Raw genomic sequence first — 26,375 nt, 5'->3', positions numbered from 1 at the left:
GAGCGTCGTCGGACCGCGACGACTGTCCCCTCCGGATCGGGAGCCACGTGACCGCACACGAGACCCTTCCCTCGCGCCGCAGCGCGCGGGACGAGCGTGCCCGGACGAAGCGGGGACCTCGCCCTCGGCAGACCGTCGGCGGCGCGATCGTGTCGCTCATCGCGGAGTTGCTCATCATCGCGGGCGCCGTCACCGGGCTGTACGTGGTGTGGACCGGCTGGTGGACCGACGTCGTGGCGAACCAGCACCAGACCTCCCTGGTGAAGGACCTCGGGCAGACCAAGGCGAAGCCGACCGTCGGGACCGAGCACCGCGGCACGGCACCCGTCCTCGCGGAGCCGCCGAACGTCACGGACGTCTTCGGCACCATGCAGATCCCGCGCTTCGGAGCCGACTACAACCGTCCCATCGGCGAGGGCACGAACCGCGAGAAGGTCCTCAACACCATCGGACTCGGCCACTACCAGGACACCGCGATGCCCGGCGCCGAAGGCAACTTCGCCGTCGCCGGCCACCGCGTCACCTACGGCAAGCCGCTCAACCAGATCGCCGAACTCACGACCGACGATGCGATCGTCGTCCGCGTCACCGACAAGGCCACGAACTTCGACGTCTGGTACGTCTACAAGGTCACCGACAGCCAGATCGTCACACCCGACCACATCGAGACGATCGCACCCGTCCCGAACAAGCCCGGCGTCCAGCCCACCGCCGACGACCGCTGGCTGACGCTCACCGCCTGCCACCCGATGTGGTCCGCCAAGGAGCGCTACATCACCCACGCCAAGCTCGACTACTGGATGCCCGCGTCCGAGGGGACGCCGAAGGAACTCTCGGAGACGCCCAAGTGATCTTCCCGCTCGTGTGGCGACTCCTGCCCGGCCCGACCGCCCTCAAGGTCCTCGAACTGATCGTGCTGCTCACCGCACTCGTGTTCGTCCTCTTCACCTGGGTGTTCCCCTGGGTCGCAGCCGACATCCTGCCCCCACCCGACGGCACCGTCGACACCTCGGCGACGCCGACGCCCTGAGGTCGGACCTTCGTGTCCGGGCCTTCGTGTTCGGGTCAGACCGTGGTGCTGACCTGTGAGCCACCACCCGGAGCACGGCGGACAGCGATCCGCTCCGGGATGCGCTGCTTGAGCTCTTCCACGTGGCTGACGATGCCGACCTGCCGGCCGCCGGCGGTGAGCTTGGACAGCTGACCGATGACGCCGTCGAGCGTCTCGGGGTCGAGCGTGCCGAACCCTTCGTCGACGAACAACGTGCCGAGCGCGACACCACCGGCTTCGGCCTGGACGACGTCGGCGAGCCCGAGCGCCAGGCAGAGCGAGAACGTGAAGGTCTCGCCCCCGGACAGGCTCCGTGGATCACGCGTCGTGTCGGTCGTGTGGTCGCGGACGGCGAGCGCGAGACCGGTCCGTCGAGCTCGGGCACCGGATTCTCGTTCGTCCGAGGTCTCGAGCGTGAAGCGGCCGCCGAGCATCGTCCGGAGTCGGTCGTTCGCGGCGGCGACGACGTCCTCGAAGCGGCGCATGAGCACGTACGTGCCGAGGGTGATCCCCGTGGGGTTCTGCCCGGGCACCCCGGCAGCGATGTCGGCGAGCCGCACCACCGCTCGGCTGCGTGCCGAGGTGGACTCCCGCGCGCACACGGCACGCTCGAAATCCCCGGCACACCGCTCGCTCGCGTCCGCCCGCTCACCAGTCGTCGCCGCCGTCCTGGTCGCCTCGTCGAGGACCTGCGCGGTGCGGGACGTCTCGGCACCGGCGGCGTCGAGGTCGATCGTGGCCGGATCGTCATCCGCAGCCTGGACGACGGCGGGCTCCGCCAGCCCGGCATCGACGACCGCGCGCTCGCGATCCGCATCGTCGACGATCGTCCGGAGCCGCTCGGCGTCGTCCGCTCCGAGCACCGCTGCACGAGCAGCGGCGACATCCGCGAAGTCCTGGGCACGGACGGCCGCGGTGACCTCGGTCGCACGCTCCGCGACGGCCGCGGTGGCGATCCGGACCCGCTCGACCGCCTCGGCGACCGCGCGGAGTGCCTGGATCCGGTCGTCGACGGCGGACACCGCCTCCGGCAGTCCCTTCGGCTCGACGTCGAGGTGTCCGGCGAGGGTGGCGAGGGCGTCGACGACGGCAGTGGTGTCCTGCTCCACGCGATCCGAGTCGTTCGCGGTCGTCGCGAGGAGCACCTGCCGACGGGCGTCGACGTCGTTGCGGTCTTGTTCGAGGGCCCGGGTGACGTCGTCGTGCGCGGCCCGGTCCCGCTCGCGTTCGGCGACCGTCGTGGCCGCCGTCCGCGCCGCCCGGACCCGCTCGTCCGCGACGGCCGCACGGCGATCGAGTTCCTCAGGCTCGATGCTGCCGACCGCGGCGGTGAGCCGTTCCTGCTCCGCGCGCTCGACGGCGAGGGTGGTCGCCGCGGTGGCGAGGGCATCGTCCGCCCGTCGCGCGGTCGCCGCTGCCTCGGCGATCTGCGCCGGCGTCGGGTGGTCGTCCTGCGGCGTGGCGACCGCCGGGTGCTCCACCGAGCCGCACACGGGACAGGCGTCGCCTGGCTGGAGTGCCTGACCGAGCTCTCCGGCGAGCCCCGCGATGCGCCGCTCGCGCAGGTGCTGCTCGGCGACGAGGGCGTCCTGCGCCGCCGATCGCGCCGACGCCACCGATGTCTCCGCTGCCTGGACGCGTGTACGCGCCGCCGCGAGGTCGACGACCAGCCGACGGAGGTCGCGCACAACGTCGGCTTCGTGACGGGCGGTTTCGGCGTCAGCGGCCGTCTCGGCAGCAGCGCGAGAGGCCTCCACGATGCGCGCACGTTCCGCCGGACGGGCTTCGAGCGCCGCGTCGAGTTCGGCGAGCCGAGTGCCGAGTCGCTCGGCCTGCGCGCGGGCGTCGTCGACGGCCCGTCGCCGTTCAGGGAGGGCGAGCGCGACGGGGACGAGGTGTCGGACGGCTCCGACGAGCTCCGAGAGGCGGTCACGCTCCCCCGCGGTGTCGTCGGCGGTGACGTCGTGCTGGAGCCGGAGCGCCGCGAGCTCCTCGGCGACGGTGTCGGCACGTGCTCGAGCGGCATCGAGGCCGTCCGCGACCGCCACCACCCGCGCTGCCCGCTCGGCGAGGGACAGTCGGGCCCGGGACTCGGCGACGGCGTCCGCTCGTTCGTCGAGTGCCGCGGACCGGGCGAGCAGGGCACTGCGGCGATCGAGTGCGGTTCGGCGCTGGACGACCGACTGCTCGTGCTCGACGGCTGCACGGGCCGCCGCTGCCGCCGCGGTCCGGGCCGTGACCGCGGCATCGGCGATCCGCCGGAGCTCGAGGACGATCGCCGGGACCTCGGACTCGTCGACCCCGGGGAGATCGAGCGTGGTCCGACCGGAGGCTTCGGCGAAGCGCGCGAGGGCGTCTCGCACGCGTGCGTCGGCTGACTCCACTTCGGCTGCCGCTGCCCGCCGCCGTGCCGCGAGCTCGTCGGCGGTGCGGTCGTAGATCTCCGTGCCGAACAGTGACTGCAGGAGCTTCCTGCGCTCTTCACCGGGTGACTTCAGGAAGCGGGCGAACTCGCCCTGCGGCAGCACCACCGTCTGCAGGAACTGCGCGCGGTCGAGTCCGACGATCCGGGCGATCTCGGCGCCGACCTCTTGCGCGCGGGCGGAGATCGGCTCTCCCGCCGGGTCCGTCGGGTGCGGGAGCCGGACGAGCTGCGCCGAGGATTGCTGTCTGACCGTGCCGGTGCCACGCTGCTTCGGGCGGTCGTACTGCGGCGTGCGCCGCACACGGAACACGCCGGCACCGGTCTCGAACACGAGCTCCACGAACGGCTCGACCGCAGGGTCGGCGTGCTGGCTGTGCAGCCGGTCGGAGCTGGCGTCCGAGCCGGCGAGTCCGCCGTACAGCGCGAAGACGACGGCGTCGATGATGGTCGACTTGCCGGATCCGGTCGGTCCCTCGAGCAGGAAGACACCCGACGCGGCGAGCGCGGCGAAGTCGATCGAGACCAGGTCCGGGTACGGGCCGATGGCACGGAGTTCGAGGTGGTGCAGGTACATCAGCGCACGGTCCCCTCGTGCACGGCGCCGTCCTGCTGCGACAGGGCGGCGGCAGCGGATTCGTACGCTTCGCGCAGCACGACGAGTTCTTCGGCCGTCGGGGCCCCGCCGGTCGCGAACGTCACGAAGTCGGCAGCGACCTCGACCGGGTCGGACGTCGCGGTCACCGCTCTGGACGCCGAGCGCGCCGGAGCGTCGGCGGGTTCGTGGGTGATCGCGAGTGCGTGGGGGAACCGGTCCTTCACCCTGGCGTACATCCGCTCCGGGTGGACGGTGTCGGTGACGGCGACGCGGACCCAGGCATCGGCGTGCTCGGCGAACACCCCGGACTCGATGTCGTCGAGCGAGCCACGGACGTCCACGAGTCGGCGGGGCACGGGTGTCGGGACGAGTTCGACGGTCACCGTGCCGGCGGCGTCGAGGTCGACGAGGGTCACCGACTTGGTGTGGTGCCGCTCACCGAACGAGAACGCCAGGGGCGACCCGGCGTAGCGGATCCGGTCGGAGGCCCCGACGCGCTGGGGTCCGTGCAGGTGACCGAGGGCGACGTAGTCCACGCCGTCGAACGCGGATTCGGCCACGCGGTCGACTCCCCCGACGCGGATGTCCTGCTCGCTGTCACTCGGTTCGGCACCGCCGACGAAGGCGTGCGCGACGACGACGCTCCTGGTGCCGGGCCGCTGTGCGAGGTCGCCACGGATCCGGTCCATCGCGGCGCCGACCACTGCATGGTGCGATCGCGCGAGGGGTTCGTCCGGGACGTCGGCGAGGGCGTACCGCACCATGTCCGGCTGCAGGTACGGGATGCCGTAGACCGCGACCGGCCCGTCGGCGTCGTCCACGAGGACCGGTTCGGCGATGCGTGCCGGCTCGGCGAGGATCCGCACGCGGGCGTTCATCACTCCGGAACCGAACCCCAACCGGGCTGCGGAGTCGTGGTTGCCGGGTGTCACCACGACGGTCGCGACCGCTGCGAGTCGTTCGAGCGTCGAGGACAGCATGCGCACGGCGTCGACGGGCGGGATCGCACGGTCGTACACGTCCCCGGCGATGACCACCAGGTCGACCGACCGCTGCACGACGACCCCGACGAGGTGGTCGAGGAACGCCGCCTGGTGCTCGAGCAGATCGGCGCCGAGCAGGGTGCGGCCCAGGTGCCAGTCGCCGGTGTGCAGGATGCGCATGCCCGTCACGGTAGCGCCGTCCTCGGACATCCCGGGGCACCGCGCCACCGGCTGTGGACAAGTCAGGCGCAGCTGAGGTTCGTGCCGACGAGGGCCGTCTGGATCCGGGCGGTCGCGGTGCTGGTCGACGTCCAGTTGCCGACGAAGTTGACCCGCACGGTGACCGTGTAGACCTGGCCGAGGCTCAGGATCCCGGAGCCGACGACCTTCACCGGGGTGGTCGTGCCCGTCGCGAGCACCGTCGTGCCGTTCATGACCGAGAACGACGTCGCGGTCGGACCGCCGTACGCGAACCCGATGTTCACCGAACCGTCGCCGTTGGCGGTGCACGCGAGCGTCGTCGCCTGCGGGACGGTGAGGGCCGCGAACGACGACGTCGGGTTCACCGTCGTCGTCGCGAACGGTGCCGCGACGGCCTGCGCGGGGAGGAGCACCCCGAGGCCGCCAGCGACGAGCACCACCGCGGCGGCGCCACCGGCACGACGGAGGCGCCGCACCCACCGGACACGACGGCGGAGCGCGCGACGCGACAGGAGGTGCCGACCGGACTGCGCAGGACGACCGGACTGGGCGTGACGACCGGACTGCGCGTGACGACCGGACCGGCCGTCGGCGGCGCCGGACGGGGCGGAGGTGGGACGAGCCTCCAGGCCGTCGGCAGCAGCCGGACCGTCACCGTCGTCACCATCGGAGGACGAGGATGCCAGCCGACGCAGCGAGCCGTCGATCGTGCAGAGGAACAGGGCGGCGGTGACCGCGAGTGCGAGGAGGACCACCCTGTGCCACTCGCCGTCACGGAGCCAGACGATGGGGGCGCCGATGGACGGGATGCGGAGGAAGGCGACCCCGTGCACGGCCGCCCGGTCGATCGCGGTGGAGTCGCGCTGCGGGTTGGCGTCGCCCTTGGTGACGAGCGTGCCGTCCGGTCCGGCCTGCACGAAGCGGTGCATGCGGAGGTGCCCCGGCTGGTCGGGGTCGTCGGCGAGCAGGATCTGCCCGAGCCGGATCTCCGCCTGGGCGACCGGGCGGGAGACGACCACGTCGCCGGGAGCGAGCCGCGGCTCCATCGAGCCGGTCATGACGGTGGTGGGGTGCCAGCCGATCACGGCGGGCGCGGCGGCCCAGAGGGCGAGGCCGAGGAGCGTCGCGACGATGCCGCGGGCGAGGGTGGCGACGACGACACGCCCCCAGTCGACGACGTCACGGAGCGCATCGTGCGGTGTGCGTCCACCGCTGACTTCGATGCTGACCATGACTGCCTTCGACTGGGGGCGTGCTGGGGGTGACGGACGGGCCCGTATCGGGTCCGGTCCCGGACGTCACCGGTGGAGCCGGTCGGGCGTGCTGATCACGCGCCCGGCGTCGGTTCCGAGCCTCAGCTGTTCTGGGCCTCCCACGTGAGACCGAGGGAGGCGGTGCCGCCCTGGATCGAGTTCGGGGCCGAGGTGGGGACGGTGTAGGTCACGCGGTAGACACGCGACTCGGACGCGGACCCGGTCGGGGCCCAGGTGCCGACGCCGGTCGCGAAGTTGGTGGACGCGGTGCCGAACGCGGCGAGCGTGCCCGAGTAGAGGTTGCCGCTCGTGCTCGCCGGGGTGAAGCCGGTGCAGGAACCGAAGCCCCCGCCCGTGCCCTGGTCGATCGAGATGGTGATGTTCGACGCGAGGGCGTTCGTGGTGGCGGCGTTCGTGCCGTAGAGCTTGACCGTGGAGGCCAGCGAGCCGGTCGACGTGACGGTGATGCAGTTGGAGCCGGTCGAGCCGGGCTTCAGGCCGGTCGCGGTGAACAGCGCGGTGTTGTTGTCGTCGTCGGTGAGGGCCACGCTGCCTGCGGTCCAGTTGCTGGTCGGGTTCACCGTCGTGGCGGAGAACGCCGAGTACGAGGCGGTGGAGACGACGACACCCGATGCGACGAGTGCGGCGGGGATGGCGATCCAGGCGGCCAGACGAGCGGCGCGAGGGGTGACACGAGACATGGCGGTACTCCGGAAGTCGAGAGATCTGATCGGTTGGTTCGGCCGGGGCCGCGGTGGTTGGCCGCGCTACGTGCCGTGGTGGTGCTGTGCTCCGTTGCTACGACGATCAAGCTACTTGCCAACCAAGCCACTCACAAGCCGAGACAACCCCCCACTGCTGGGGGTAGTTCGACGAGTGAGATACTTGTTCAATGAGCAGCACGACGGCAGACCCGTGGCGTCGGCGTCACACGTACCCGAGAAGAGCCGCCCGATGACGGACACCCGAACACTCGAAGTCGACGCAGTCGCGCCGACCGCACCAGCCGCACCCACCTCCCCCGCACCCACCTCCCCCGTGACCGCGTCGCCCGTGATCGCGTCGCCCGTGATCGCGTCGCCCGTGCCCGTCGGGCGCCGCACCACCGACGGGGTGGAGGACACCGACCTCGGCCGACTCCTGACCGCCTTCCGCCTCATGCAGATGCAGCACGCACGCGTCCTCCACCACGAGAGCGTCGCGCGCGGCCTCAACGCGACGGACAGCCGCTTCGTGTTCTTCCTGGCGGCGGCCGACGGCGAGGGTGTCACCCCGAAGCAGTCGGGCGAGTACCTGGAGCTGTCCACCGGGGCGATGACGTCGCTGATCGACCGGCTCGAGAAGCGCGGCCACCTCGAGCGCCGCCCGAACCCGGACGACCGTCGCAGCATCCTGATCCACCTCACGGCCTCCGGTGCCGCCGTCGCGCAGCAGATCGGTGCGCGCTACACGGCGGCCTTCCGCGAGGTGACCACGCCAGAGGAACGGCAGCCCCTTGCCGACGCGCTCGCCCGGCTCGGTGACGCGCTCGAACGCCGCTCCGGACTGCACGCGGGAGCCTCCGCGTGACCGCCGTCGTCCCCGAGGACCCGACGGCGCCGTTCTCCCCCGTCACCGGCGCTGCGCCGTCGACCGACCTGGAGCGCGTGCTCGAGGTCTACCGCCGCCTGCAGATCCACCACGCCCGACTCGTCCACGACGAAGCATCCGCCAGGGGCCTGGGGCTCACCGACCTGCGGTTCCTGTTCTCCGTCGCCGCACGTCCCGGCGGCAGTGTGCTCCCCAAGGAGGCGACCGCGTACCTCGGGCTCTCCACCGGCGCGATGACGTCGCTCGTCGACCGGCTCGAGCGCGGTGGGTTCGTCCGACGCGTCCCGAACCCGAACGACCGGCGCAGTGTCGAGGTCGTCATCCTCGACGAGGGAGTCCGTGCCGTCGACGAGGTCAAGGACATCTACCGGGACGCGTTCACGGCCGCGGTGCCGAGTGCGCAGATGGGGCTCCTCGCCGACGTGCTCGAGGCCTTCGACGCCGAACTGGCCGCCCACAGCCGGGCGTAGGTTCGGGGGCATGACCCCCTCCGAAGTCCTCATCGAAGCGTTCTCCCGCGTCCCGTCGACCGTCGCCCGTGCCGTCGAGGGGCTCTCCGAGGACCAGCTCGCATCACGCCCGGCAGCCGGGGCGAACACCCTCGCGTGGCTCGCATGGCACATCGCCAGGGGCCAGGACGCGCAGATCGCCGACCTCGCCGGCAGCGAGCAGGTCTGGACCGCCGACGGCTGGTACGACCGGTTCGGGCTGCCGTTCCCCGCAGAGGCGCTCGGGTACGGCATGTCCCGCGACGACGTCGGCAAGGTGCGCGCGTCCGCCTCGCTGCTCACCGGGTACCTCGATGCGGTGCACGAACGCACGGTCGCCTACCTCGGCACGCTCGGGCCCGACGACCTCGACCCGGTGGTCGACGACGCGTGGGACCCGCCCGTCACCGCCGGCGCGCGGATCGTCAGCATCCTGAACGACTGCACGCAGCACGCTGGCCAGGCCGGCTACGTGCGCGGCCTGCTCTTCTTCAACCGCTGAGCGGTGCGGCCTGGAGGCTCGGCTCGGCTCCCCGGTACGCCGTCCCGTTCCTGAGACACTCACTCCACGACGAAACGCCGCCATTTCTGGCGGCGTTTCGTCGTGCCTGGGGCGTCTCGACTCCGACGGGAGCTACCGCGCGGCGAGCTCGGACACGATGCCGTCGCCGGGGGCTGCCTGGACGAGGTCGGCCTCGATCTCGGCGCGCTCGAGGATGCCCTCGATCTTGCGGACACGTCCGCGCGGGACGATCGTCACGACGGTGCCCTCCTTGCCGGCACGACCCGTGCGGCCCGAGCGGTGCATGTACGCCTTGTAGTCGTCCGGGGCGTCGGCCTGCACGACGAGCGAGACGTCGTCCACGTGGATGCCGCGGGCGGCGACGTCGGTGGCGACGAGCACGTTCACCCGACCGCTCGTGAGGAGCTGCAGGTTGCGGGTCCGGCGCGACTGGTTCAGGTCGCCGTGGAGCGAGGTCGCGCGGATGCCGGCGTCCTCGAACTGGTCGGCGAGCCGCTCGGCGTAGGCCCGGGTCCTGGCGAAGACGATCGTCTTGCCGTCGCCGGCGACGAGCTCCTCGAGGAGCTGGTCCTTCTGGCGCTGCTCGACCACGAGCACGCGGTGGTCGATCGTCGAGGACGCCTGGTCCTCGCCGGCGACCTCGTGCACGCTCGGCTCGTGCAGGAACTGCTCGACGAGCGCCGCGACCTGGGTGTCGAGCGTCGCGCTGAACAGCAGCTTCTGCGCCCGGTTGCCCTGCGGGGTGACCTGGGCGGTCGCCTCGAGGATCTCCTGCACCGGCTCGAGGAACCCGAGGTCGCACATGTGGTCGGCCTCGTCGAGCACGGAGATGACGACCTCGCTGAGGTCGAGCTTCCCCTTGTTCATGAGGTCCTGCACGCGACCGGGGGTGCCGACGATGATGTCGACGCCGCGCTCGAGCGCGCCCTCCTGGCGGCCGTAGGGGACACCGCCGTAGATCTGCGTCGTGAAGAGGCCCACCGAGCGGGCGATCGGCTGCACGGTGCGGTCGATCTGCAGCGCGAGCTCGCGGGTCGGGGCGAGGATGAGCGCACGCGGCGCGCGGCCCATCTTGCGCTTCGTGCCGCCGCCGTGCTCCATGAGCTTCTCGACGAGGGGCGCTCCGAACGCGATGGTCTTGCCGGAGCCCGTGCGGCCGCGGCCGAGGACGTCCTTGCCGGCGAGCACGTCGGGGATCGTCGCGGCCTGGATCGGGAACGGGCTGGTCGCGCCCAGCTCACCGAGCGCACGGGAGATGTTGCCGCCGATGCCGAGGTCCGCGAAGGTCACGCCCTCGACGTCGGCCGCGACGGTCGCCTCGGCCTGGAGCTTCTCGAGCTTGACGTCGTCCGCGGGGACGAAGCCCTTGCGCGGGGCGTCGTCGCGGTCGAACTTGCGCGGGGCGCGGTCCTCGCGGTCGAACTTCCGCGGCGCACGGTCGTCGCGGTCGAAGCGACGCGGGGCACGGTCGTCGTTGTCACGACGGGGAGCGCGGTCGTCGCGGTCGAAGCGACGCGGGGCACGGTCGTCGTTGTCACGACGGGGAGCGCGGTCGTCGCGGTCGAAGTTGCGACGCGGACGGTCGTCCTGGTCACGACGCGGGGCACGGTCGTCACGGTCGAAGCGACGCGGTGCACGGTCATCACGATCGAAGCGACGCGGGGCACGGTCGTCGCGGTCGAAACGACGCGGGCGGTCGTCGTTGTCACGACGGGGAGCGCGGTCGTCACGGTCGAAGCGACGCGGAGCGCGGTCGTCTCGATCGAAGTTGCGACGCGGGGCACGGTCGTCGTTGTCACGACGGGGAGCGCGGTCGTCACGGTCGAAGCGACGCGGCGCGCGGTCGTCGCGGTCGAACCGGCGCGGGGCGCGGTCGTCGTTGTCACGACGGGGCGCGCGGTCGTCGCCACGGGCCGGACGGCCGGCGCCGCGGGGCTCCCAGGAGGAACGTCCGCCGTCGCGGGGCTCCCAGTTCGGACGGCCGGTGCGCTCGCCCTGCGACGAGCGGTTGCGGCGGTCCTCGGCGTCCCAGCGCTGCTTCTGGCGCGGTGCGGCAGGCTCGGCAGCGCGGAAGCCGCGGTGCTTGCTGCTGCGGGCGGCAGGGGTGCCGTTCGGGTGACGGGGGCGGTCGGAGGCGCGCGAGTTCGCGCCCTTGTCGTACGGGGCCATGGTTGCTTTCCGGGGTGCGGACATGCCACGCAGCCCGGCAGCGACATCGGCGGGGGCGGTTCGTGGAGAGGGGGTTCATCCCGTCGTCGGATCGACGTGATTCCAGCCCTCGAACTACACAACACCCAAACACGTCCGCGGCTCACTGGCCGCGGTGTCGAAGGCCGACCGAGCGAGTCTACGCGACCACGCGCCCGGAAACCAGCCCCGCCGGTGTCCGAGGGTCCGTGGCGGAGGTGATCCGGGCCTCCAGGCCGGTGCGGATCAGGACTCGGCGAGCCGCTGTCGCTGCTCGGCCACGTCGAAGTCGGCGGCGGGCCACGAGAGGTGCATGTCCTCGAGCGCGCGGAGCAGGAGCTGCTGCACGGCGAGGCGGGCGTACCACTTGCGGTTCGCCGGCACGACGTACCAGGGCGCGACGGCGGTCGAGGTCCGATCGAAGACGATCTGGTACGCGTCCTGGTAGTCGTCCCAGAGCAGGCGCTCGTCGATGTCGCCCGGGTTGAACTTCCAGTGCTTGTCCGGGCGGTCGAGGCGGTCGCCGAGCCGGGCGCGCTGCTCGTCCTTCGAGATGTGCAGCATCACCTTGACGATCGTGGTGCCCTGCTCGGCGAGCCGGTTCTCGAAGTCGACGATCGCGCCGTAGCGCCGCTCGATCTCCTCCGGCGGGGCGAAGGAGCGGACGCGCTGGATGAGGACGTCTTCGTAGTGGGAGCGGTCGAACACGCCGATCTGCCCGGCGGACGGGAGCTGCTGCTCGATGCGCCAGAGGAAGTCGTGCTCGCGCTCCTCGGCCGTCGGCGCCTTGAAGCCCGCGTAGTGCACACCGTTCGGGTCCACGGCACCGATCACGTGCGACACGATGCCGCCCTTGCCTGCGGTGTCCATCGCCTGCAGGACGAGGAGCACACGGCGTTCGTCTCCGCTCGTCGCCGCTGCCCAGAGTCGTTCCTGCAGCGCGGCCAGGCGGTCGGCGCCGGCGGCGAGCGCCTCGAGCCCGTCGATCTTGCGGCCGGGGAAGCCCGGCGTGCCCTCCGGGTCGACGTCGGCGAGGCGGAAGCCCTCGTCGACGCGCAGGAGCGGTTCCGGATCGGCGTTCCAGGCCTTGCGTCGACTCACGGGTCCTCCAGCGGTGGGTGTCCGCTCATCCTGGCACTCGTCGGTGAACGGTGTCATGCGCCGTCCGCTCGCTCGGGTTACCGTTGTCGGCGATGAGGTCAGGCCGTCGCACGCTGTTCGCGCTCGTCGCCGCGGTCGTGGCGCTCGGCGCGATCGCGTCGTGCAGCGCGGATCCGACGGGCGACGAGAACGCCACCGTCACCGCCGATCCCGTCATCTACCCGCTGTCGCTCCGGTACCACGGCATCGACGTCGTCTCCGACGTGCCGTACGGGTCGGACCGGTTGCAGCAGCTCGACGTGTGCCTGCCCGCGGACAGCGCACCGGAGACGACCACGACGCCGACCAGGACCGCGTCCAGGGCGACCGGGGCCTCGGCGTCCGCCACGCCGGATCCCTCGGCGCTCGAGAAGGCGTCGGCCGGCACCCGCCCCGCCGTCCTGATGGTGCACGGCGGCAGCTGGTCCCACGGCGACAAGGCCACCGCGGCGTACCGCTCGGTCTGCCAGTACCTCGCGTCCGAGGGGTTCGTCACCTTCAACGTGGACTACCGGCTGGCGCCGACGGACCCCTTCCCGGCCGGGCTCGACGACGTGCGACGGGCACTCGACTGGGTGTACCGGCCCACGACGCTCGAGACCTACGACGTCGACGTCGACCGGATCGGCGTGTTCGGGGGCAGCGCCGGCGGGAACCTCGCCGCGATGCTGGCCGTGGAGGACCACGCCTCCCCCGCCTACGCTGCCGGGGATCGCATCCGCGCGGTCGTCGACCTGAGCGGCCCGACGGACCTGACGACGCGGTCGACGGAGCCGGACGGGGTGTCTGCGTCGTTCCAGCGGAAGCAGCTCCTGTACCTCGGGTGCAGCGCGTACGACGCGTGCCCGGCGGCGCAACGGGCGTCGCCCTCGTACAACGTGACGTCGGAGACGGCGCCGTTCTTCATCGGGCACTCGACGCACGAGTTCATCCCGCTGTGGGAATCGCAGGACTTCGCGGCGACGCTGCGCTCCCACGACGTCCCGGTGACGTTCGTCGCGGTGCGGGGGACGGCGCACTCGATCGCGCAGCTCGACGAGGCGATGAGCAAGCGCGTGGTGTCGTTCTTGCGGCGGCACCTGGGCTGAGCGGGCGGCGCGGGCGCGGGCGCGGCGCGTGTCGGCAGGCGTGACGCGGGGAGGGTTCCGCGAAAGCGACACTTGCACGCCGAACACTGCGAGGACACAGTCGCTTTGGCGGCAGGGTCGCGGCGGAAGGGTCGCGGCGGCGCGGGCGGTCGGCAGGGGTGCGGACGGCGCGCGTACCCCGGGTGGGTGGCACCCGGAGTCGGGACTGCCGGTCGAGCCGAGGTCGGCGGAGACTTCCGGGGTGACCGACACCACGACCAGCCCCGCACGCCCGGCGACCACCTGGGAGCAGCACTCCCCCGTCCGCACCGCCGCGGAGCTGCTCCTCGGGCTGTCGTTCTTCGTGACGATGGCGTTCGGTGGGTACGGTGCGGCGACCGGTCACACCTCGATCGTGGCTGGCCTCAGCGCGATCGTGTTCCTGACGACGCTGACCTGCGTCCTCGTGTCGTGGTTCTCCGGCGCGGGCGACCCCGCCGAGGGCGACCGCTAGACGCCAGCACCCTCGGCACCAGCACCGTCGGCACCAGCACCGTCGGCACCTGCACCGTCTGCCGCTCCACCTTCCGCCGCTGCCCGACGGTCCGCTCGTCGCTCGAACCCCCGCTCGACGAGGAAGTACAGCGCCGGCAGCACCACGAGCGTCAGCAGCGTCGAGGACACCAGTCCGCCGATCACCACGAGTGCGAGCGGCTGCGAGATGAAGCCGCCCTGCCCGGTGAGCCCGACGGCCATCGGGAGCAGCGCGAAGATCGTCGCGAGCGCCGTCATCAGGATCGGCCGGAGTCGTCTCGTCGCGCCCTCGATCATGGCCTCCCGCACGCGGAGTCCTCGGCGCCGGTACTGGTTCACGAGGTCGATGAGGACGATCGCGTTCGTCACGACGATGCCCACGAGCATGAGCACCCCGATCAACGACGCGACCCCGATCGGGATGCCCGAGACGATCTGCAGCAGGATCGCCCCGGTCGCGGCGAACGGCACCGAGACCAGGAGCAGCAGCGGCTGCCGCAGGCTCCGGAAGGTCGCCACCATCACCACGTAGACGATCAGGATCGCGACCAGCGCGGCGAGCAGCAGCTGGCTGAACGCCGACGACTGGCTCGAGGCAACGCCGCCGATCGTGGCCGAGGCACCCTTCGGCAGGTCGAGGTCGTCGACCGCAGACGTCACCGACTGCACGGCGGCCCCGAGGTTCGCGGAGTCCGGCGTCACGGTGATGGTCGCCGTGCGGACGGCGTCCGACGTCGTGACGGACGTCGGGCCGTCCGCCTGCTCGACGGTCGCGACGTCGGACAGCGGCACCACGCCGGTCGACGTCGGCAGTGACAGGTCGCGGAGCGCCTGCACGGTGGTCGGCGGTTCCGGGTCGGCGATGTACACGTCGAGCGAGGCGTCGCCGATCTCGACCGTGCCGGTGTCCCGCGGGGAGACTGCCGCGGCGACGATCCCGCCGACCTGGGTCTCCGTGAGCCCGAGCGCCGCCGCCTTCGAGCGGTCGACCCGCACGGCCAGGTACGGCTCGGCCGCCGAGAGGTTGCTCGACGCCCCGGTGGTGTGCGCGACGTCCCGCATGGTGGCGAGGACCTTGTCCGCAGCGGTCCTGAGCTGCGCCTGGCTCGGCGCCGTGACGTCCACCTCGATGTCGCTGCTGCCGCCGAAGCCGCCGCCGGACGAGGACAGCGAGATCGTGCCGGCGTCCGACAGCCCGTCGAGACGCTTGCGGGTGTCCGACTGGATGCGGGTCTGGTCGGCGTCCGAGTCGGTGGTGACGGCGTACTGGATCGACGCCGTGCCAGAGCCCCCGAACGCCGCCTGGATCGACTGCCCGCTCGACCCGATCGTGGTTTGCACGGTGTCAACGCCGCTCACCGCCCGGAGCTGCGCCTCGACCTTGCGGGCAGCGTCGGCCTGGACGTCGAGCGAGGCACCGGGGTCGAGGTCCTGCGTCACCGTGAAGGTGTTCTGCCCGGAGTCGCCGAGGTAGTTCGTCTTCACGAAGGGCACCGCCGCCGCGGTTCCGCCGAGCACGAGCACGGCCAGCAGCACGACGAGCAGCGGGAACCGCAGCACCCAGTGCAGGACCGGCAGGTAGCCGCGGCGCAGGCGGTCTGGAGCCCCGGCGTCGTGGAGGTCGTCGGCGGAGCGGAGCGTGGAGTCCGTGGCCGAGCCGCTGACGGCGGTCCCCGTGCCCGCGTGCTTGTGCCCCTTGGGCGCGCGGAGGAACCAGTACGCCAGCACCGGCACGATCGTCAGCGCGACGAGCAGCGACGCGATGAGCGCCATGGACACGGTGAGCGCGAACGGCCGGAACAGCTCCCCCACGAGCTCCGCGACGAAGGCGACGGGCAGGAACACGACGACGGTCGTCAGCGTCGACGCCGTCACCGCGCCGGCGACCTCGCGCACCCCGTCGAGCACCGCCTGCCGCCGATCGACCCCGGGTTGCAGGTGCCGTTTGATGTTCTCGATCACGACGATCGAGTCGTCCACCACGCGGCCGATCGCGATCGTCAGTCCGGCGAGCGTGATGATGTTGAGCGTGTAGTCCGCCGCGCGCATGCCGATCGCGGCGAGCAGCACCGAGGTCGGGATCGAGATCGCCGTGACGATCGTCGACCGGACGGAGAGCAGGAACACCAGGATCACGACCACCGCGAACCCGAGGCCGAGCAGCCCTTCTTCGGCGAGGGAGTCGATCGACTGCTGGATGTAGGGCGCCTGGTCGAACACGACCGTGAACTCCGGGTCCCCGGTGATCTTCGACTCGATGCCGGGCAGGGCGTCGCGGACGGTCTTCGAGACGTCGACGGTGTTGGCCTGCTGGGTCTTCGTGATCGCGATGGTCAGCGATTCCTCGCCGTCGACCCGGCTGATCGAGGTGCGGGGCGACTCGGTGATGGCGACCTTGGCGACGTCGCCGATCGTGGACGCCGCAGCACCCCCGGTCAGCGGCAGCGCTTCGATGTCCGCGACCGAGGCGATCCGCTGCCCGGTCTGCACCGAGAGCGTCGAGCCGTCCTGGGTGATCGTCCCGCCGGGGATCAGCGTGCCGTTGTCGTCGAGCGCATCGGAGATCGCGGTCTCGGACAGCCCACGCGCCGCCAGCTCGTCGCGATCGGGTGTGATGAGCACACGGCGACCCGGGTTGCCGAACACATCGGCTTCGCGCACCCCGTCGAGCTTCTCGAGGTCGGGCACCGCCGTGGCGTTCAGTCGGTCGACGAGTTGTTCCTGGTCCCCGCCGCCGGACACCGCCAGCTGGATCACGGGCAGGTCGTCGAAGGACCCCGTGACGATCTGCGTCTGCACCGAGTCCGGCAGGGACAGGGCGTTCACGACGGTCTGGATCTTGTCCTCGGCGCTCGCCAAGTTGGACCCGTAGTCGAACTCGGCGGAGACGACGCTCTGGCCGGTCGACGACGTCGCGGTGGTGGACTTCAGGTCCGGCACCGCCTGGATGCCCTGCTCGATCTTGGTCGAGACGTCGTTCGAGACGACTTCCGGCGTGGCCCCCGGGTACGCGCTGACGATCGCGATCTGCGGGAACTGCACGCTCGGGATGAGCTCCTGCTTGAGGCTCGACAGCGATATCCCGCCGAAGATCGCCACCACGATCGTCACGAGCGCGATGAGCGCACGGTTGCGCAGGCTGAAGACCGAGAGGAGGTGCACGGTCCGATCCTCGCAGCAAGTCCCTGCCGCGGTTCACGGGGGAGCAGATCGGTGGAGAACGGCCAGCTACCCGCCGAGCAACAGGTACGCGCCGAGGACCCCGACCGTGCCGACGACACCGACGCCGAGTGCGACCACCCGTCCGGCGGGTGAGCGCGCGACGACGACCCCGGCGATCAGCACGGCGACGCCGACCGCGATCTCGACGACCCAGGCCACGACCCCGGTGGTCGCCGCGACCCGCAGCAGCGCGCGCATCCCCTCACCGATGAGCACGGCGGCGACGGCGCCGAACGCGGCTCCGCGCCACCGTCCGTCAGCCGAGCGCACGAGTACGGCGACCGCGCCCGCGAGCGCCCCGGCCGGGACCGCCATCAGCACCCAGAAGTTCGTGATCGACAGGAAGTCCGGGTACCCGCGGAGGTTCGACGTCGCCCAGTAGCCGACGTGCATGAGTTCGAGCAGCACCACCCCGGACACCATCGCGACGGGCAGCCCCACGCGGCCGACGCGGACCCCCATGAGCAGCAGCAACGCGACCGCGACGACGAACCAGGGGCCCGCCGAGTTCGAGACGGTCGACAGCCCGGGCACCGCCTGCCCGTACGACGTGAGCACCCCGGCGAGCAGCGCGCCACCGAGCGCCATCGTCAGCCGGGCGAACGCGGGCACGGTCGGCACCGGAGCAACGGGGCGGGAGGACACGAGCGGGGTCATGCCGTCGAGCATGACGGAACCCGGACACGAGGACATCACCCCACGGGCCGAACCGACGTCACCCCATCGGATGACCCACCACTGCGCACCCAGAGCCCACGACCGACCACGTCACACCACAGCGGCCAACGACCCCTGCACCCCCGACGACGCCCCACCGACCCGGTCCCACGCCCGCTCGAGCACGTCGACGAGCCGCACCCGGTCCGCGGGCGGCATGGTGAACGGCACCCGGAGGAACCGCTCGAAGCCACCGTCCGGCCCGAAGACCCCACCGGACGCGAGCACCACCCCCTCGGCACGCGCCGCGAGCACCAGCGCGCTCGACACGGGCCGGCCGAGCCCGACCCACGTCGTCAAGCCGCCGGCCGGGGACGGGACGTCCCACTCCGGGAGCCGCGCGCGCAACGCCCCCACGACCTCGTCGCGACCCTGTCTCAGGTACTCGCGCCGAGCCTCCAGGACGGCGTGGGTCCGCGGGACCAGCTCCCTGGCGACCAACTGGTCGAGGACGGGCGTGCCCAGGTCGCCCGTCGGCCGGGCGAGTAACAGACGCTGCAGCAGGTCGGGCGACGCGCGGATCCAACCGATCCGCAGGCCGCCCCAGAAGACCTTATCGGCCGACCCGATCATCACGACGGAAGCACCGGAACCGGCGGACCCACCGGAACCGACGGAAGCACCGGAACCGGCGGACCCACCGGAACCGACGGACGCACCGGAAGCACCGGAACCGGCGAACGCCGCCAACGGCACAGCAGCGTCCCCGTCGATCCGCAGCTCCCCCATCGTCTCGTCCGCGATCACCGTCGTGCCCGTCGACGCCGCGACGGAGAGCAGCACGGACCGCACCGACGCCGACATCGTCGCCCCCGTCGGGTTGTGCAGCTCCGGCATCACGTAGGCCACCGCGGGCGCCGACCGCCGCAACGCCGTCTCGAGCACCCCGACGTCCCATCCCGAGCGCGCGTCGACGGGCACGCCGACGAGTCGCCCGCCGGCTTCGCGGAAGGCCTCGTGCGCGTGCGGGTAGGTCGGCGACTCGACGAGGACGGCGTCGCCGCGACGGACGAGCACCCGCGCGAGCAGGGCGATCGCGTGCTGCGCCCCGATGGTCACCACGATCTCCGACGGGTCGGTCGGCAGACCGCGAGCGGTGTAGCGCGCCGCGATGGCCGCACGCAGCCCCGGGTCCCCGACGGTGTCGTACCCGATGCCGGCGAGCGCCGCCGGCACGTGGCGCATCGCCCGTTCGACGGCCTCGGCGACACCGGGCGCGGAGTGCAGGGCCGCCTTGCGGAGGTCGAGCACGTCGCCGGACACCACCCCGCCGAGCCGTTCGGGGTCCGGCCGCCCCGCGAGGTCCCGCGGCAACCGCACGACACTGCCAGAGCCCCGCAGGGACACCAGGTACCCGGAGTCGCGCAGCCGGGCGTACGCGTTCGCCACGGTGGTCCTGGACACACCGAGCGCCTCCGCCAGCCCACGCTCGGCGGGCATCCTGGCGCCGAGCGGGATCCTGCCGTCGATCACGAGCACGCGGATCGCATCGGCGAGGGCCTCGTACGCGGGGGCGTCGGAGCCGTCGCGCCACTCGTGGAGCAGGAGCGCTGCGGAGCGGGAACTGAGGAGGACCGGCGTCATGGATCCACGCTAGCGCAATTGGCTCTCGACCAGCAGTCCAATCACCGCGAGCATCAGAGCCATGTCCCGCCCCACCGCCCTCACGCTCCGCTTCGTCCAGCTCTTCGTCGGCCTGTTCCTCTACGGCGCCTCCACAGCGCTGCAGGTCAGGGCGATCGTCGGCGTGAGCTCGTGGACGGTCCTGACCGAGGGCCTCGAGAACGTCGTGCCGTGGTCGTTCGGCCTCATCACCGTCGTCTCGAGCGGCGTGATCCTGCTGTTCTGGATCCCACTCCGCCAGAAGCCCGGCATCGGCACGTTGCTGAACGCCCTGGCGATCGGCCCGTCGGCCGACCTGGTGCTCTGGCTCGTCCCGACGCCGGCGGACCTCCTCGGCAGGATCGGGCTCTTCGTCGCCGGACTGCTCCTGCTGGCGGTCGCGACGGCGTTCTACATCGGCGCCGGGTTCGGCACGGGGGCACGCGACGGGCTGATGGTCGGGCTGCACGAGCGACTCGGCTGGCCGATCTGGCTCGCGCGCACCCTGGTCGAGGTCACGGTCGTGATCGTCGGCTGGTTCCTCGGCGGGGACGTCGGCGTCGGCACGGTGATCGCGGCGTTCGCGATCGGCCCGATGGTCCAGCCGCTCATGCCGCTCTTCCGCCGGTTCCCGTGGAGCCCCGACCGGGCACCCGGCCTGGAGGCCCGCCCCACCCCCGCCACGGAGCCCACGCCCGTCCCGTGACGGCTCCAGGGCCGTGACGACGTCGGAGCTCCAGGCGGCTCTTGCGGATCCGCGAGACGCGATATAACGTGTCGTCACCAGACGCGATACATCGCGAGTTCGAGGAGACAACATGGCTCAGGAGAAGTGGCTCGTCGAGGAGCCCAAGGTCATCGACACCGGCATCGTCCGGTCACTGCGCGTCGGCCTCGTCGGCGGGCAGGTCGACGTCGTCGCACACGACGAACCCACCGCACGCGTCGAGGTCCACAGCGTGTCCGGCAAGCCGCTGAAGGTGGAACTGGACGGTGACACCCTGACGGTCGACCACCCGCAGATCCGCTGGGACGACCCGATCGGGTTCCTGAAGTCCTTCCGGGGCAAGGCCCACGCCGACGTCAGCATCCTGGTCCCCCGCGACGCCGGCGTGACCCTCGGTGTCGTCTCGGCCGGCGCACTGCTGTCCGGCACGAACCGCGGCGCGACGCTCAACACCGTCTCCGGGGACGTCGTCGTGGACGGCGTCGCGGGTGACGTCACCGTCAACGCGGTGTCCGGCGCGACCACCATGCGCGACCTCGACGGCGCCCTCACGGTGCACACCGTCTCGGGCGACGTCGTCGCGACCGGTGCGATCCCGCGGTTCTCGGCCGACGGTGTGTCCGCCGACGTCGTGCTCGACCTGCACGGCACGCCGGACTCGGCGCGCGTCAACACGGTGTCCGGCTCGGTGAGCGTCCGACTCGAGGACGGCGTCGCCTTCCGGTGCACCGTCAGCACGGCGTCCGGCAAGCTCCAGTTCGACGACGCCGAGATCAAGGGCGTCAGGGGCTCGTACGTCAAGCAGGGCGGAGAGCTCTCCGGCCAGTGGCTCGACCTCCGGGTGAACTCGGTGTCCGGGGACATCGCCGTGCTGCACGCCCCGCCCGTGACGACGGCAGCGGACACCGAGAGCGAGGTGTTCGAATGAGTCCGGTCTTCGCTCACGGCCACCTGCGGCTGTACCTGCTCGTCCTGCTCGCCGACCACCCGATGCACGGGTACGAGGTCATCCAGGCCCTCGGGGACCGCTTCGGCGGCACGTACGTCCCGAGCGCCGGCACGGTCTACCCGCGCCTCGCGAAGCTGGAGGAGGACGGCCTCGTCTCCAAGACCGCCGACGGCCGCAAGACCGTCTACGCGATCACCGATGCGGGGCGCGCCGAGCTCACCGCACGCGCGGAGGAGATCGCCTCGCTCGAGGCCGGCGTCAACGACTCCGTGAAGTCCCTCGCCGACGGTGTCCGCGCCTCGGTCAGCGACGCGATGCGGTCCCTCCGCGCCGACCTCGCCGCGTCAGCGCAGTCGACGAACGCGCAGTCGACGAACACCGAGGAACCCGTCTCCGTCCCGTCCGAGAGCGCCCGCGCCCTCCGCGAGCTCGAGATGGCACTGTCGTCGTTCCGGCAGCAGGTCCGCGCCGACCTGCGCCGCCGTGCGACACGTGGCACGCTCACCGCGGACACCGTGACGCGCCTGCGCGACGGCCTCGAGGACCTGCGCAAGTCCCTCTGAGTCCCACGCCGGCGGGGCGGAGGCGGCCCCCGCCTCCCGTCCGCTCGTCGCACAACCGGAAATACTCCGCACCACGGAAACCCGTGGTGCGGAGTGTTTTCGGTTGTGCGGGAGCAAACCGTCCCACGCCCCCGCCTACAGCTCCGCGTCGCCGAACGCGTGCATCGCGTCGCGGAGCGCTCGTGCCGCGCCGGCGCCCGCCCACTCGTACGCGTGGGTGAACCGCTCGTCCGCCACGTACATGTCGGCCAGCGTGCGGAAGCGCTCCGCGGTGAGCTCGGCGGGCGGGGTCGCCTGCGCCAGCCAGGCGAACTGGCGCCGCGCGAGCGCGACCCCGCGCGAGGACGCCGGCCCGTCACCGGATGCGGCGAGCGCTGCCGCGTCGACGGCGATGGCGCGCTGCTCGGCCTGGAACGCCTCCTTGCCGGCTGCGTCCTTCGCGTCCCACCAGGTCGTGCCGCGCTGCCACGCGTCCGCACCCCAGCGTTCCTCGACCTCGGCGCGGAACCGCGACTGGTCGAAACCGTCGAACGTGTCGTCCGTGTTCATGTCCTCTCCCTTCCGGAGTCTCGTGATGGTGGTGCGCACCGCGGCGAGCTGCCGAGCGAGACGGTCCCGTTCGCGTTCCAGCCACGCCACGTGCGCGGTGAGGGCGGCGACGTCGTCGAGCTCGCCGTCGAGGACCTCGCGGATCGCCGGCAGCCCGAGCCCGAGGCCCCGGAGCAGCAGGATGCGCTGCAACCGGACGAGCGCACGGTCGTCGTACCGGCGGAGTCCGCCGTCGCCGACCGCCGTGGCCGGGAGCAGTCCGATGGCGTCGTAGTGCCGGAGCGTCCTGCTCGACACCCCAGCCGAACGCGCCACGTCGGCGATGCCGTGCGGGGCTTTGGCAGCTGGCGACGCCGTGTCTGTCGATTCCCTCATGGAGACGACGGTAGAGGTTGACGCTGCGTCAACCGCAAGGGGTTTCGGGGGATCCGCCGAGGTCGCGTTCGACGGAAGCGGAATACCGACCCCTCGACCCGTGTTGACTCGCGCCCGGAATTGAGTAGGTTTGCCGCTCGTGACGAACGAGATCCGGTCGCTGAAGTCGCGACTGATCGGGGATCCCCTCCCCTCCGAGAAGCTCGAAGGACAGCTCCTCCCGAAGCACCTGGCACTGCCGATCTTCGCGAGCGACCCGCTGTCCAGCGTGGCGTACGCGCCGCAGGAGCTCCTGATGATCCTGCTGCTCGGCGGGATGTCGTTCCTCACCTTCGCGCCGTGGGTCGCCGCGCTCGTGGTCCTGCTGCTGCTGGTGGTCGTCGCCTCCTACCGGCAGCTCATCAAGGCGTACCCGTCCGGCGGCGGCGACTACGAGGTCGCACACCGGAACCTCGGCGAGAAGGCCGGGCTCGTCGTCGCGAGTGCCCTGCTCGTCGACTACGTGATGACGGTCGCCGTGTCGGTGGCCTCCGGTGTGGACAACATCATCTCCGCGCTCCCGGTGCTCAACGAGTTCCGCGTCGAACTCGCGCTGGTCTTCGTCATCCTGCTCGCAGCCGCGAACCTCCGCGGCGTGCGGGAGTCGAGCAAGGCCTTCGCCGTCCCGACCTACCTGTTCGTGGCGAGCGTGTTCGTCATGGTGGTGACCGGCCTGATCCGGGTGCTCGCGGGGAACGCCCCCGTGGCCGAGTCCGCCGCGTACACGGTGCAGAACGTCGAGCACACGACGCAGGCGGCGTTCATCCTGCTGCTCCTCCGTGCCTTCGCGTCCGGCTGTTCGGCGCTGACCGGCGTCGAGGCGATCGCGAACGGCGTGCAGGCCTTCCGCCGACCGAAGGTCAAGAACGCCCAGATGACGCTCGTGTTCATGGGCGGCATCGCGATCGTCCTGTTCGTCGGCCTCATCACCCTGGCGCTGGTGTCCCGCGTGCACTACGCCGAGAGCGCGTGCGACCTGCAGGGCTTCGCGAACTGCGCCACGACACCGCAGCGTTCCCTCATAGCCCAGATCGCGTCGGCGACGTTCGGGAACAACACGATCCTGTTCTTCGTCATCCAGGCGACGACCGCTGCCGTCCTGCTCCTCGCCGCGAACACCGCGTTCAACGGCTTCCCGCTGCTCGGCTCGATCCTGGCGCGCGACTCCTACGCGCCGAAGGCCCTCTCCACCCGCGGCGACCGCCTCATCTACTCGAACGGCGTCATCGTGCTGGCGCTCGTCGCGGCCGCGCTGCTCGTGGTCTACCGGGCGAACGTCACGAGCCTCATCCAGCTCTACATCATCGGTGTCTTCGTGTCGTTCACGCTCGGGCAGACGGGCATGGTGCGGCACTGGACCCGGCTGCTGCGCGAGGACCGCGAACGCAACGACGACACCGCCGCGGCCGACGGCGAACCACCGCTGAACCGCGGCCAGGTCATCCGCTCCCGGCTCATCAACGCGACAGGCGCCACGTTCACCTTCGTCGTCCTGGTCATCGTCACGATCACGAAGTTCACGCACGGGGCGTGGCTGGTCTTCGTCATCATGCCGGTCCTGTTCGTGCTCATGCTCGGCGTGAACCGCTACTACCGCGACGTCAAGCACGAGATCGAAGCCGACGTCGAGACGGAGTTCGGCGCGACGGGCGACCACGCGATCGTCCTCGTGAACAAGCTGCAGAAGCCGGTGCTCAAGGCGCTCGACTACGCCATCGCCGCGAAGCACGCCGGCCTCGAGGCGGTGCACGTCTCCATCGACGAGGCCGAAGCCGCACTCCTGGTCGAACAGTGGGCCGAGCACGGCATCGAGGTCCCGCTCACCATCGTCCCGAGCCCGTACCGCGACATCTCGATGCCGCTGATCAAGTACATCAAGGCACACCGGATGGAGCACGGCTCCGAGGTCGTCACGGTCTACACCCCCGTCTTCGTCGTCGGCCACTGGTGGGAGGGACTCCTCCACAACCACCGCGGCCGTCGGATCCGCAAGAAGCTCCTGCTCGTGCACGGCGTCACCGTGGCGCTGGTGCCGTGGCTCCTCGACTCGTCCGAACTGCTCTACGGCCGCCGCTCGCGACCGTTCCCCGGCCAGGAGCGCCGTGGGGAGCCCGTCCGACCGGCACTCCGCCGCTCGCCGAACGGCGTCTTCCGCAGCGAGGAGGAGGACCGCGTCCTCCGCTCCGACCAGCGCAACAACCTCCTCAGTCCCGCGCAGCGCGCCAGCATGCAGTCGCGTCGCGCGAGCCGCCCGGCCGGACCGGCGGACGGGGTGGACCCGGCCCTCTGCACCGGTGAGATGCAGGTCCTGGTGCCGGCGTCCCCCGGACGCACGCCGACGTCTGCGGAGTGATCCGCGCCTCCCGGCATACGATCTGAACCCATGACCGACGCACCCGACCTGCGCACCTTCGCGACGTTCGACGGCCACGGCGGCAAGGTGTCCAAGCGCGTCGAGGTCCTCGACCACTCCGACGACCGGTACGAGGGGCTCGTCGCGGTGCGCGGCGAGCACCCGATCGGCGCGCTCGACGAGCGGCCGGTCGGCTCTGCGAGCATCGGCTGGGTCGACCCGGCCACCCTCCGCGACTGGTACCGACCCGACCGGATCGTGGTGTCGTCGCTCGAGGCGCGTCGCTCCGACCTGCAGCCCGGCACCTACGCGGACACGCGTGGACGCGGTCGCGTCCGCATCGACGGCCTGGAGGCCCACCTCGGCCCCGACGGTCGGCCCGCGTTCCGCACACTGGCCGGGTCGGGGGTCGTGGACCTGCCGTTGCCGAAGGACCAGGTGGTCCGGTTGGTCGTCGTCACCGCTGACGCGGTGACCGCCTCCGGCGCGGCCGGCGTGGAGATCGTGACGACACCGATCAGCCCGCTCCTGGCTCCGGGGGCGTACCCGGCGTACGCGGACGACGTGCCGGGGCTCCCGCCGCGGCCCGCGTCCGGACGGGTGAGCGTGTCCGCCGCGGTGCTGCTGGACGGGTCGCTGTCCCCGGTCGAGCGGCTCGACGAGCCGGGCAACACGCTCTGGATCACCCGGGACGGGCGGTCGGTGCCCATCGCGGCGAACGAGGTCGGGCCGGACCTGGTGCGGTACACGGCGGTACCGGTCTGACGGCTCTCCGGCTGTCCGGCTGTCCGGCTGTCGTTTGTCCCCCGTGAGGGCGCTCGGGCTGACCGTGGTGTCGTGGGTCGCGCGTAGCGTCCCGCGCATGAGTGACAGCACTGGTGAAACCCTCGGCGGCGCCCGCCCCGACCCCACGACCGACGCGAGCAAGGACCCGGAGACCTGGGTCACCGGTGACGAGCCGATGACCGGGCCGCAGCGGAGCTACCTCGACACGCTGGCGCGCGAAGCCGGCGAGGAGCTCCCCGCGGACCTGACCAAGGCCGAGGCCTCGGAGCACATCGACCGACTGCAGTCGAAGACGGGGCGCGGCGACTCCTGACGCGTCGCGCCGGCGGCGGCGTTGTCCGTCGTCGGCGCTGTCCGTCGTCGGCGCTGTCCGTCGTTCTGGGGACCCGGGGCTGGGCATGTCCTGGCGATACCCGGGCAGACCCCCGAACGAGGGGCGATCGATGACACGTCACT

The 26,375-nt window shown here is 71.6% G+C and carries 23 protein-coding genes; 13 read left to right on the top strand and 10 right to left on the bottom strand.

Annotated features, from left to right (window positions below; translation table 11 throughout):
- Positions 1 to 47 precede the first annotated feature (47 nt).
- Both QK288_RS06235 and QK288_RS06230 read left to right on the top strand, forming a co-directional pair.
- Positions 48 to 851 (top strand): class E sortase, encoded by an 804-nt coding sequence (locus tag QK288_RS06235; protein ID WP_281266941.1) that lies wholly within the window; start codon positions 48 to 50, stop codon positions 849 to 851.
- Positions 848 to 1,030, top strand: a complete 183-nt coding sequence (locus QK288_RS06230; protein WP_281266940.1) for a hypothetical protein — start codon at positions 848 to 850, stop codon at positions 1,028 to 1,030. Before QK288_RS06235 ends, QK288_RS06230 begins: the two co-directional genes overlap by 4 nt.
- 35 nt (positions 1,031 to 1,065) lie before the next feature.
- Here the strand turns inward: QK288_RS06230 and QK288_RS06225 are convergent, their stop codons facing one another.
- The 4 genes from QK288_RS06225 to QK288_RS06210 form a co-directional block, all read right to left on the bottom strand.
- Positions 1,066 to 4,050, bottom strand: coding sequence for an SMC family ATPase (locus tag QK288_RS06225; RefSeq protein WP_281266939.1), 2,985 nt, complete (start codon positions 4,048 to 4,050; stop codon positions 1,066 to 1,068).
- Positions 4,050 to 5,234 carry an exonuclease SbcCD subunit D gene (locus QK288_RS06220; protein WP_281266938.1) on the bottom strand — a complete coding sequence of 395 codons (1,185 nt, stop codon included), beginning with the start codon at positions 5,232 to 5,234 and terminating at the stop codon, positions 4,050 to 4,052. The genes QK288_RS06225 and QK288_RS06220 overlap by 1 nt, the downstream gene beginning before the upstream one ends.
- A gap of 62 nt (positions 5,235 to 5,296) precedes the next feature.
- A complete protein-coding gene (locus QK288_RS06215; protein ID WP_281266937.1) occupies positions 5,297 to 6,487 on the bottom strand; it encodes a S24/S26 family peptidase in 1,191 nt (396 codons plus the stop codon).
- 122 nt (positions 6,488 to 6,609) lie between these two features.
- Positions 6,610 to 7,209, bottom strand: a complete 600-nt coding sequence (locus QK288_RS06210) for a hypothetical protein (RefSeq protein ID WP_281266936.1) — start codon at positions 7,207 to 7,209, stop codon at positions 6,610 to 6,612.
- Positions 7,210 to 7,462: 253 nt separating this feature from the next.
- On the opposite strand from QK288_RS06210, the gene QK288_RS06205 reads away from it, so the two are divergent.
- From QK288_RS06205 to QK288_RS06195, 3 genes are read left to right on the top strand one after another with little or no spacing between them, the layout of a single operon-like run.
- On the top strand, positions 7,463 to 8,077 hold the full coding sequence (locus QK288_RS06205) for a MarR family transcriptional regulator (protein ID WP_281266935.1): 615 nt from the start codon (positions 7,463 to 7,465) through the stop codon (positions 8,075 to 8,077).
- Positions 8,074 to 8,568, top strand: coding sequence for a MarR family transcriptional regulator (locus QK288_RS06200; RefSeq protein WP_281266934.1), 495 nt, complete (start codon positions 8,074 to 8,076; stop codon positions 8,566 to 8,568). Before QK288_RS06205 ends, QK288_RS06200 begins: the two co-directional genes overlap by 4 nt.
- A 10-nt stretch (positions 8,569 to 8,578) precedes the next feature.
- Positions 8,579 to 9,088, top strand: coding sequence for a DUF664 domain-containing protein (locus QK288_RS06195; protein WP_281266933.1), 510 nt, complete (start codon positions 8,579 to 8,581; stop codon positions 9,086 to 9,088).
- A gap of 132 nt (positions 9,089 to 9,220) precedes the next feature.
- Here the strand turns inward: QK288_RS06195 and QK288_RS06190 are convergent, their stop codons facing one another.
- The gene (locus QK288_RS06190) at positions 9,221 to 11,278 is read right to left on the bottom strand and encodes a DEAD/DEAH box helicase (RefSeq protein ID WP_281266932.1); all 2,058 of its coding nucleotides are present in this window, start codon (positions 11,276 to 11,278) and stop codon (positions 9,221 to 9,223) included.
- A gap of 264 nt (positions 11,279 to 11,542) precedes the next feature.
- Positions 11,543 to 12,397 (bottom strand): polyphosphate kinase 2 family protein, encoded by an 855-nt coding sequence (locus QK288_RS06185; RefSeq protein ID WP_281266931.1) that lies wholly within the window; start codon positions 12,395 to 12,397, stop codon positions 11,543 to 11,545.
- 92 nt (positions 12,398 to 12,489) lie between these two features.
- Between QK288_RS06185 and QK288_RS06180 the strand changes: the two genes are divergently transcribed.
- Together QK288_RS06180 and QK288_RS06175 are read left to right on the top strand one after the other, a co-directional pair.
- On the top strand, positions 12,490 to 13,524 hold the full coding sequence (locus QK288_RS06180) for an alpha/beta hydrolase (protein ID WP_281266930.1): 1,035 nt from the start codon (positions 12,490 to 12,492) through the stop codon (positions 13,522 to 13,524).
- Positions 13,525 to 13,765: 241 nt separating this feature from the next.
- Positions 13,766 to 14,017 carry a hypothetical protein gene (locus tag QK288_RS06175; protein ID WP_281266929.1) on the top strand — a complete coding sequence of 84 codons (252 nt, stop codon included), beginning with the start codon at positions 13,766 to 13,768 and terminating at the stop codon, positions 14,015 to 14,017.
- Here the strand turns inward: QK288_RS06175 and QK288_RS06170 are convergent.
- From QK288_RS06170 to QK288_RS06160, 3 genes are all read right to left on the bottom strand, one after another.
- The gene (locus tag QK288_RS06170) at positions 14,014 to 17,199 is read right to left on the bottom strand and encodes an efflux RND transporter permease subunit (protein ID WP_281266928.1); all 3,186 of its coding nucleotides are present in this window, start codon (positions 17,197 to 17,199) and stop codon (positions 14,014 to 14,016) included. The genes QK288_RS06175 and QK288_RS06170 overlap by 4 nt on opposite strands.
- 66 nt (positions 17,200 to 17,265) lie before the next feature.
- Positions 17,266 to 17,928 carry a DUF6518 family protein gene (locus QK288_RS06165; RefSeq protein WP_281266927.1) on the bottom strand — a complete coding sequence of 221 codons (663 nt, stop codon included), beginning with the start codon at positions 17,926 to 17,928 and terminating at the stop codon, positions 17,266 to 17,268.
- A gap of 99 nt (positions 17,929 to 18,027) precedes the next feature.
- Positions 18,028 to 19,560: a PLP-dependent aminotransferase family protein gene (locus QK288_RS06160; protein WP_281266926.1), complete on the bottom strand. Its 1,533-nt coding sequence runs from the start codon at positions 19,558 to 19,560 to the stop codon at positions 18,028 to 18,030.
- 61 nt (positions 19,561 to 19,621) lie between these two features.
- On the opposite strand from QK288_RS06160, the gene QK288_RS06155 reads away from it, so the two are divergent.
- The 3 genes from QK288_RS06155 (at position 19,622) to QK288_RS06145 (ending at position 21,817) form a co-directional block, all read left to right on the top strand.
- Positions 19,622 to 20,284 (top strand): hypothetical protein, encoded by a 663-nt coding sequence (locus tag QK288_RS06155; RefSeq protein ID WP_281266925.1) that lies wholly within the window; start codon positions 19,622 to 19,624, stop codon positions 20,282 to 20,284.
- Between the two features lie 112 nt (positions 20,285 to 20,396).
- The gene (locus QK288_RS06150) at positions 20,397 to 21,233 is read left to right on the top strand and encodes a DUF4097 family beta strand repeat-containing protein (RefSeq protein WP_281266924.1); all 837 of its coding nucleotides are present in this window, start codon (positions 20,397 to 20,399) and stop codon (positions 21,231 to 21,233) included.
- Positions 21,230 to 21,817, top strand: coding sequence for a PadR family transcriptional regulator (locus QK288_RS06145; protein WP_281266923.1), 588 nt, complete (start codon positions 21,230 to 21,232; stop codon positions 21,815 to 21,817). Before QK288_RS06150 ends, QK288_RS06145 begins: the two co-directional genes overlap by 4 nt.
- A gap of 135 nt (positions 21,818 to 21,952) precedes the next feature.
- Here QK288_RS06145 and QK288_RS06140 read toward each other — a convergent pair whose 3' ends face one another.
- Positions 21,953 to 22,741: a MerR family transcriptional regulator gene (locus QK288_RS06140; protein ID WP_281266922.1), complete on the bottom strand. Its 789-nt coding sequence runs from the start codon at positions 22,739 to 22,741 to the stop codon at positions 21,953 to 21,955.
- 130 nt (positions 22,742 to 22,871) lie between these two features.
- Here QK288_RS06140 and QK288_RS06135 point away from each other — a divergent pair, with 130 nt between their 5' ends.
- From QK288_RS06135 to QK288_RS06125, 3 genes are all read left to right on the top strand, one after another.
- On the top strand, positions 22,872 to 25,133 hold the full coding sequence (locus QK288_RS06135; protein ID WP_281266921.1) for an APC family permease: 2,262 nt from the start codon (positions 22,872 to 22,874) through the stop codon (positions 25,131 to 25,133).
- A 30-nt stretch (positions 25,134 to 25,163) separates the two neighbouring features.
- Entirely contained in the window at positions 25,164 to 25,898 is a 735-nt protein-coding gene (locus QK288_RS06130) for a hypothetical protein (RefSeq protein ID WP_281266920.1), read from the top strand.
- 97 nt (positions 25,899 to 25,995) lie between these two features.
- Positions 25,996 to 26,232 (top strand): DUF3072 domain-containing protein, encoded by a 237-nt coding sequence (locus tag QK288_RS06125; RefSeq protein ID WP_281266919.1) that lies wholly within the window; start codon positions 25,996 to 25,998, stop codon positions 26,230 to 26,232.
- Positions 26,233 to 26,375: the final 143 nt, after the last annotated feature.

The organism is Curtobacterium sp. 9128 (assembly GCF_900086645.1).
Taxonomy (GTDB): domain Bacteria; phylum Actinomycetota; class Actinomycetes; order Actinomycetales; family Microbacteriaceae; genus Curtobacterium.
The sequence above is the reverse complement of the archived record's forward strand: the minus strand, read 5'-3'. Positions and strand labels throughout refer to the sequence as shown.

Bases quoted from the DNA above. Each gene is read 5' to 3' on its own strand.
- QK288_RS06180 (WP_281266930.1), top strand. From the start codon at position 12,490: ATGAGGTCAGGCCGTCGCACGCTGTTCGCGCTCGTCGCCGCGGTCGTG.
- QK288_RS06145 (WP_281266923.1), top strand. From the start codon at position 21,230: ATGAGTCCGGTCTTCGCTCACGGCCACCTGCGGCTGTACCTGCTCGTC.
- QK288_RS06150 (WP_281266924.1), top strand. From the start codon at position 20,397: ATGGCTCAGGAGAAGTGGCTCGTCGAGGAGCCCAAGGTCATCGACACC.
- QK288_RS06165 (WP_281266927.1), bottom strand. From the start codon at position 17,928: ATGCTCGACGGCATGACCCCGCTCGTGTCCTCCCGCCCCGTTGCTCCG.
- QK288_RS06155 (WP_281266925.1), top strand. From the start codon at position 19,622: ATGTCCCGCCCCACCGCCCTCACGCTCCGCTTCGTCCAGCTCTTCGTC.
- QK288_RS06190 (WP_281266932.1), bottom strand. From the start codon at position 11,278: ATGGCCCCGTACGACAAGGGCGCGAACTCGCGCGCCTCCGACCGCCCC.
- QK288_RS06220 (WP_281266938.1), bottom strand. From the start codon at position 5,234: ATGCGCATCCTGCACACCGGCGACTGGCACCTGGGCCGCACCCTGCTC.
- QK288_RS06125 (WP_281266919.1), top strand. From the start codon at position 25,996: ATGAGTGACAGCACTGGTGAAACCCTCGGCGGCGCCCGCCCCGACCCC.
- QK288_RS06215 (WP_281266937.1), bottom strand. From the start codon at position 6,487: ATGGTCAGCATCGAAGTCAGCGGTGGACGCACACCGCACGATGCGCTC.
- QK288_RS06160 (WP_281266926.1), bottom strand. From the start codon at position 19,560: ATGACGCCGGTCCTCCTCAGTTCCCGCTCCGCAGCGCTCCTGCTCCAC.
- QK288_RS06130 (WP_281266920.1), top strand. From the start codon at position 25,164: ATGACCGACGCACCCGACCTGCGCACCTTCGCGACGTTCGACGGCCAC.
- QK288_RS06225 (WP_281266939.1), bottom strand. From the start codon at position 4,050: ATGTACCTGCACCACCTCGAACTCCGTGCCATCGGCCCGTACCCGGAC.
- QK288_RS06195 (WP_281266933.1), top strand. From the start codon at position 8,579: ATGACCCCCTCCGAAGTCCTCATCGAAGCGTTCTCCCGCGTCCCGTCG.
- QK288_RS06205 (WP_281266935.1), top strand. From the start codon at position 7,463: ATGACGGACACCCGAACACTCGAAGTCGACGCAGTCGCGCCGACCGCA.
- QK288_RS06140 (WP_281266922.1), bottom strand. From the start codon at position 22,741: ATGAGGGAATCGACAGACACGGCGTCGCCAGCTGCCAAAGCCCCGCAC.
- QK288_RS06210 (WP_281266936.1), bottom strand. From the start codon at position 7,209: ATGTCTCGTGTCACCCCTCGCGCCGCTCGTCTGGCCGCCTGGATCGCC.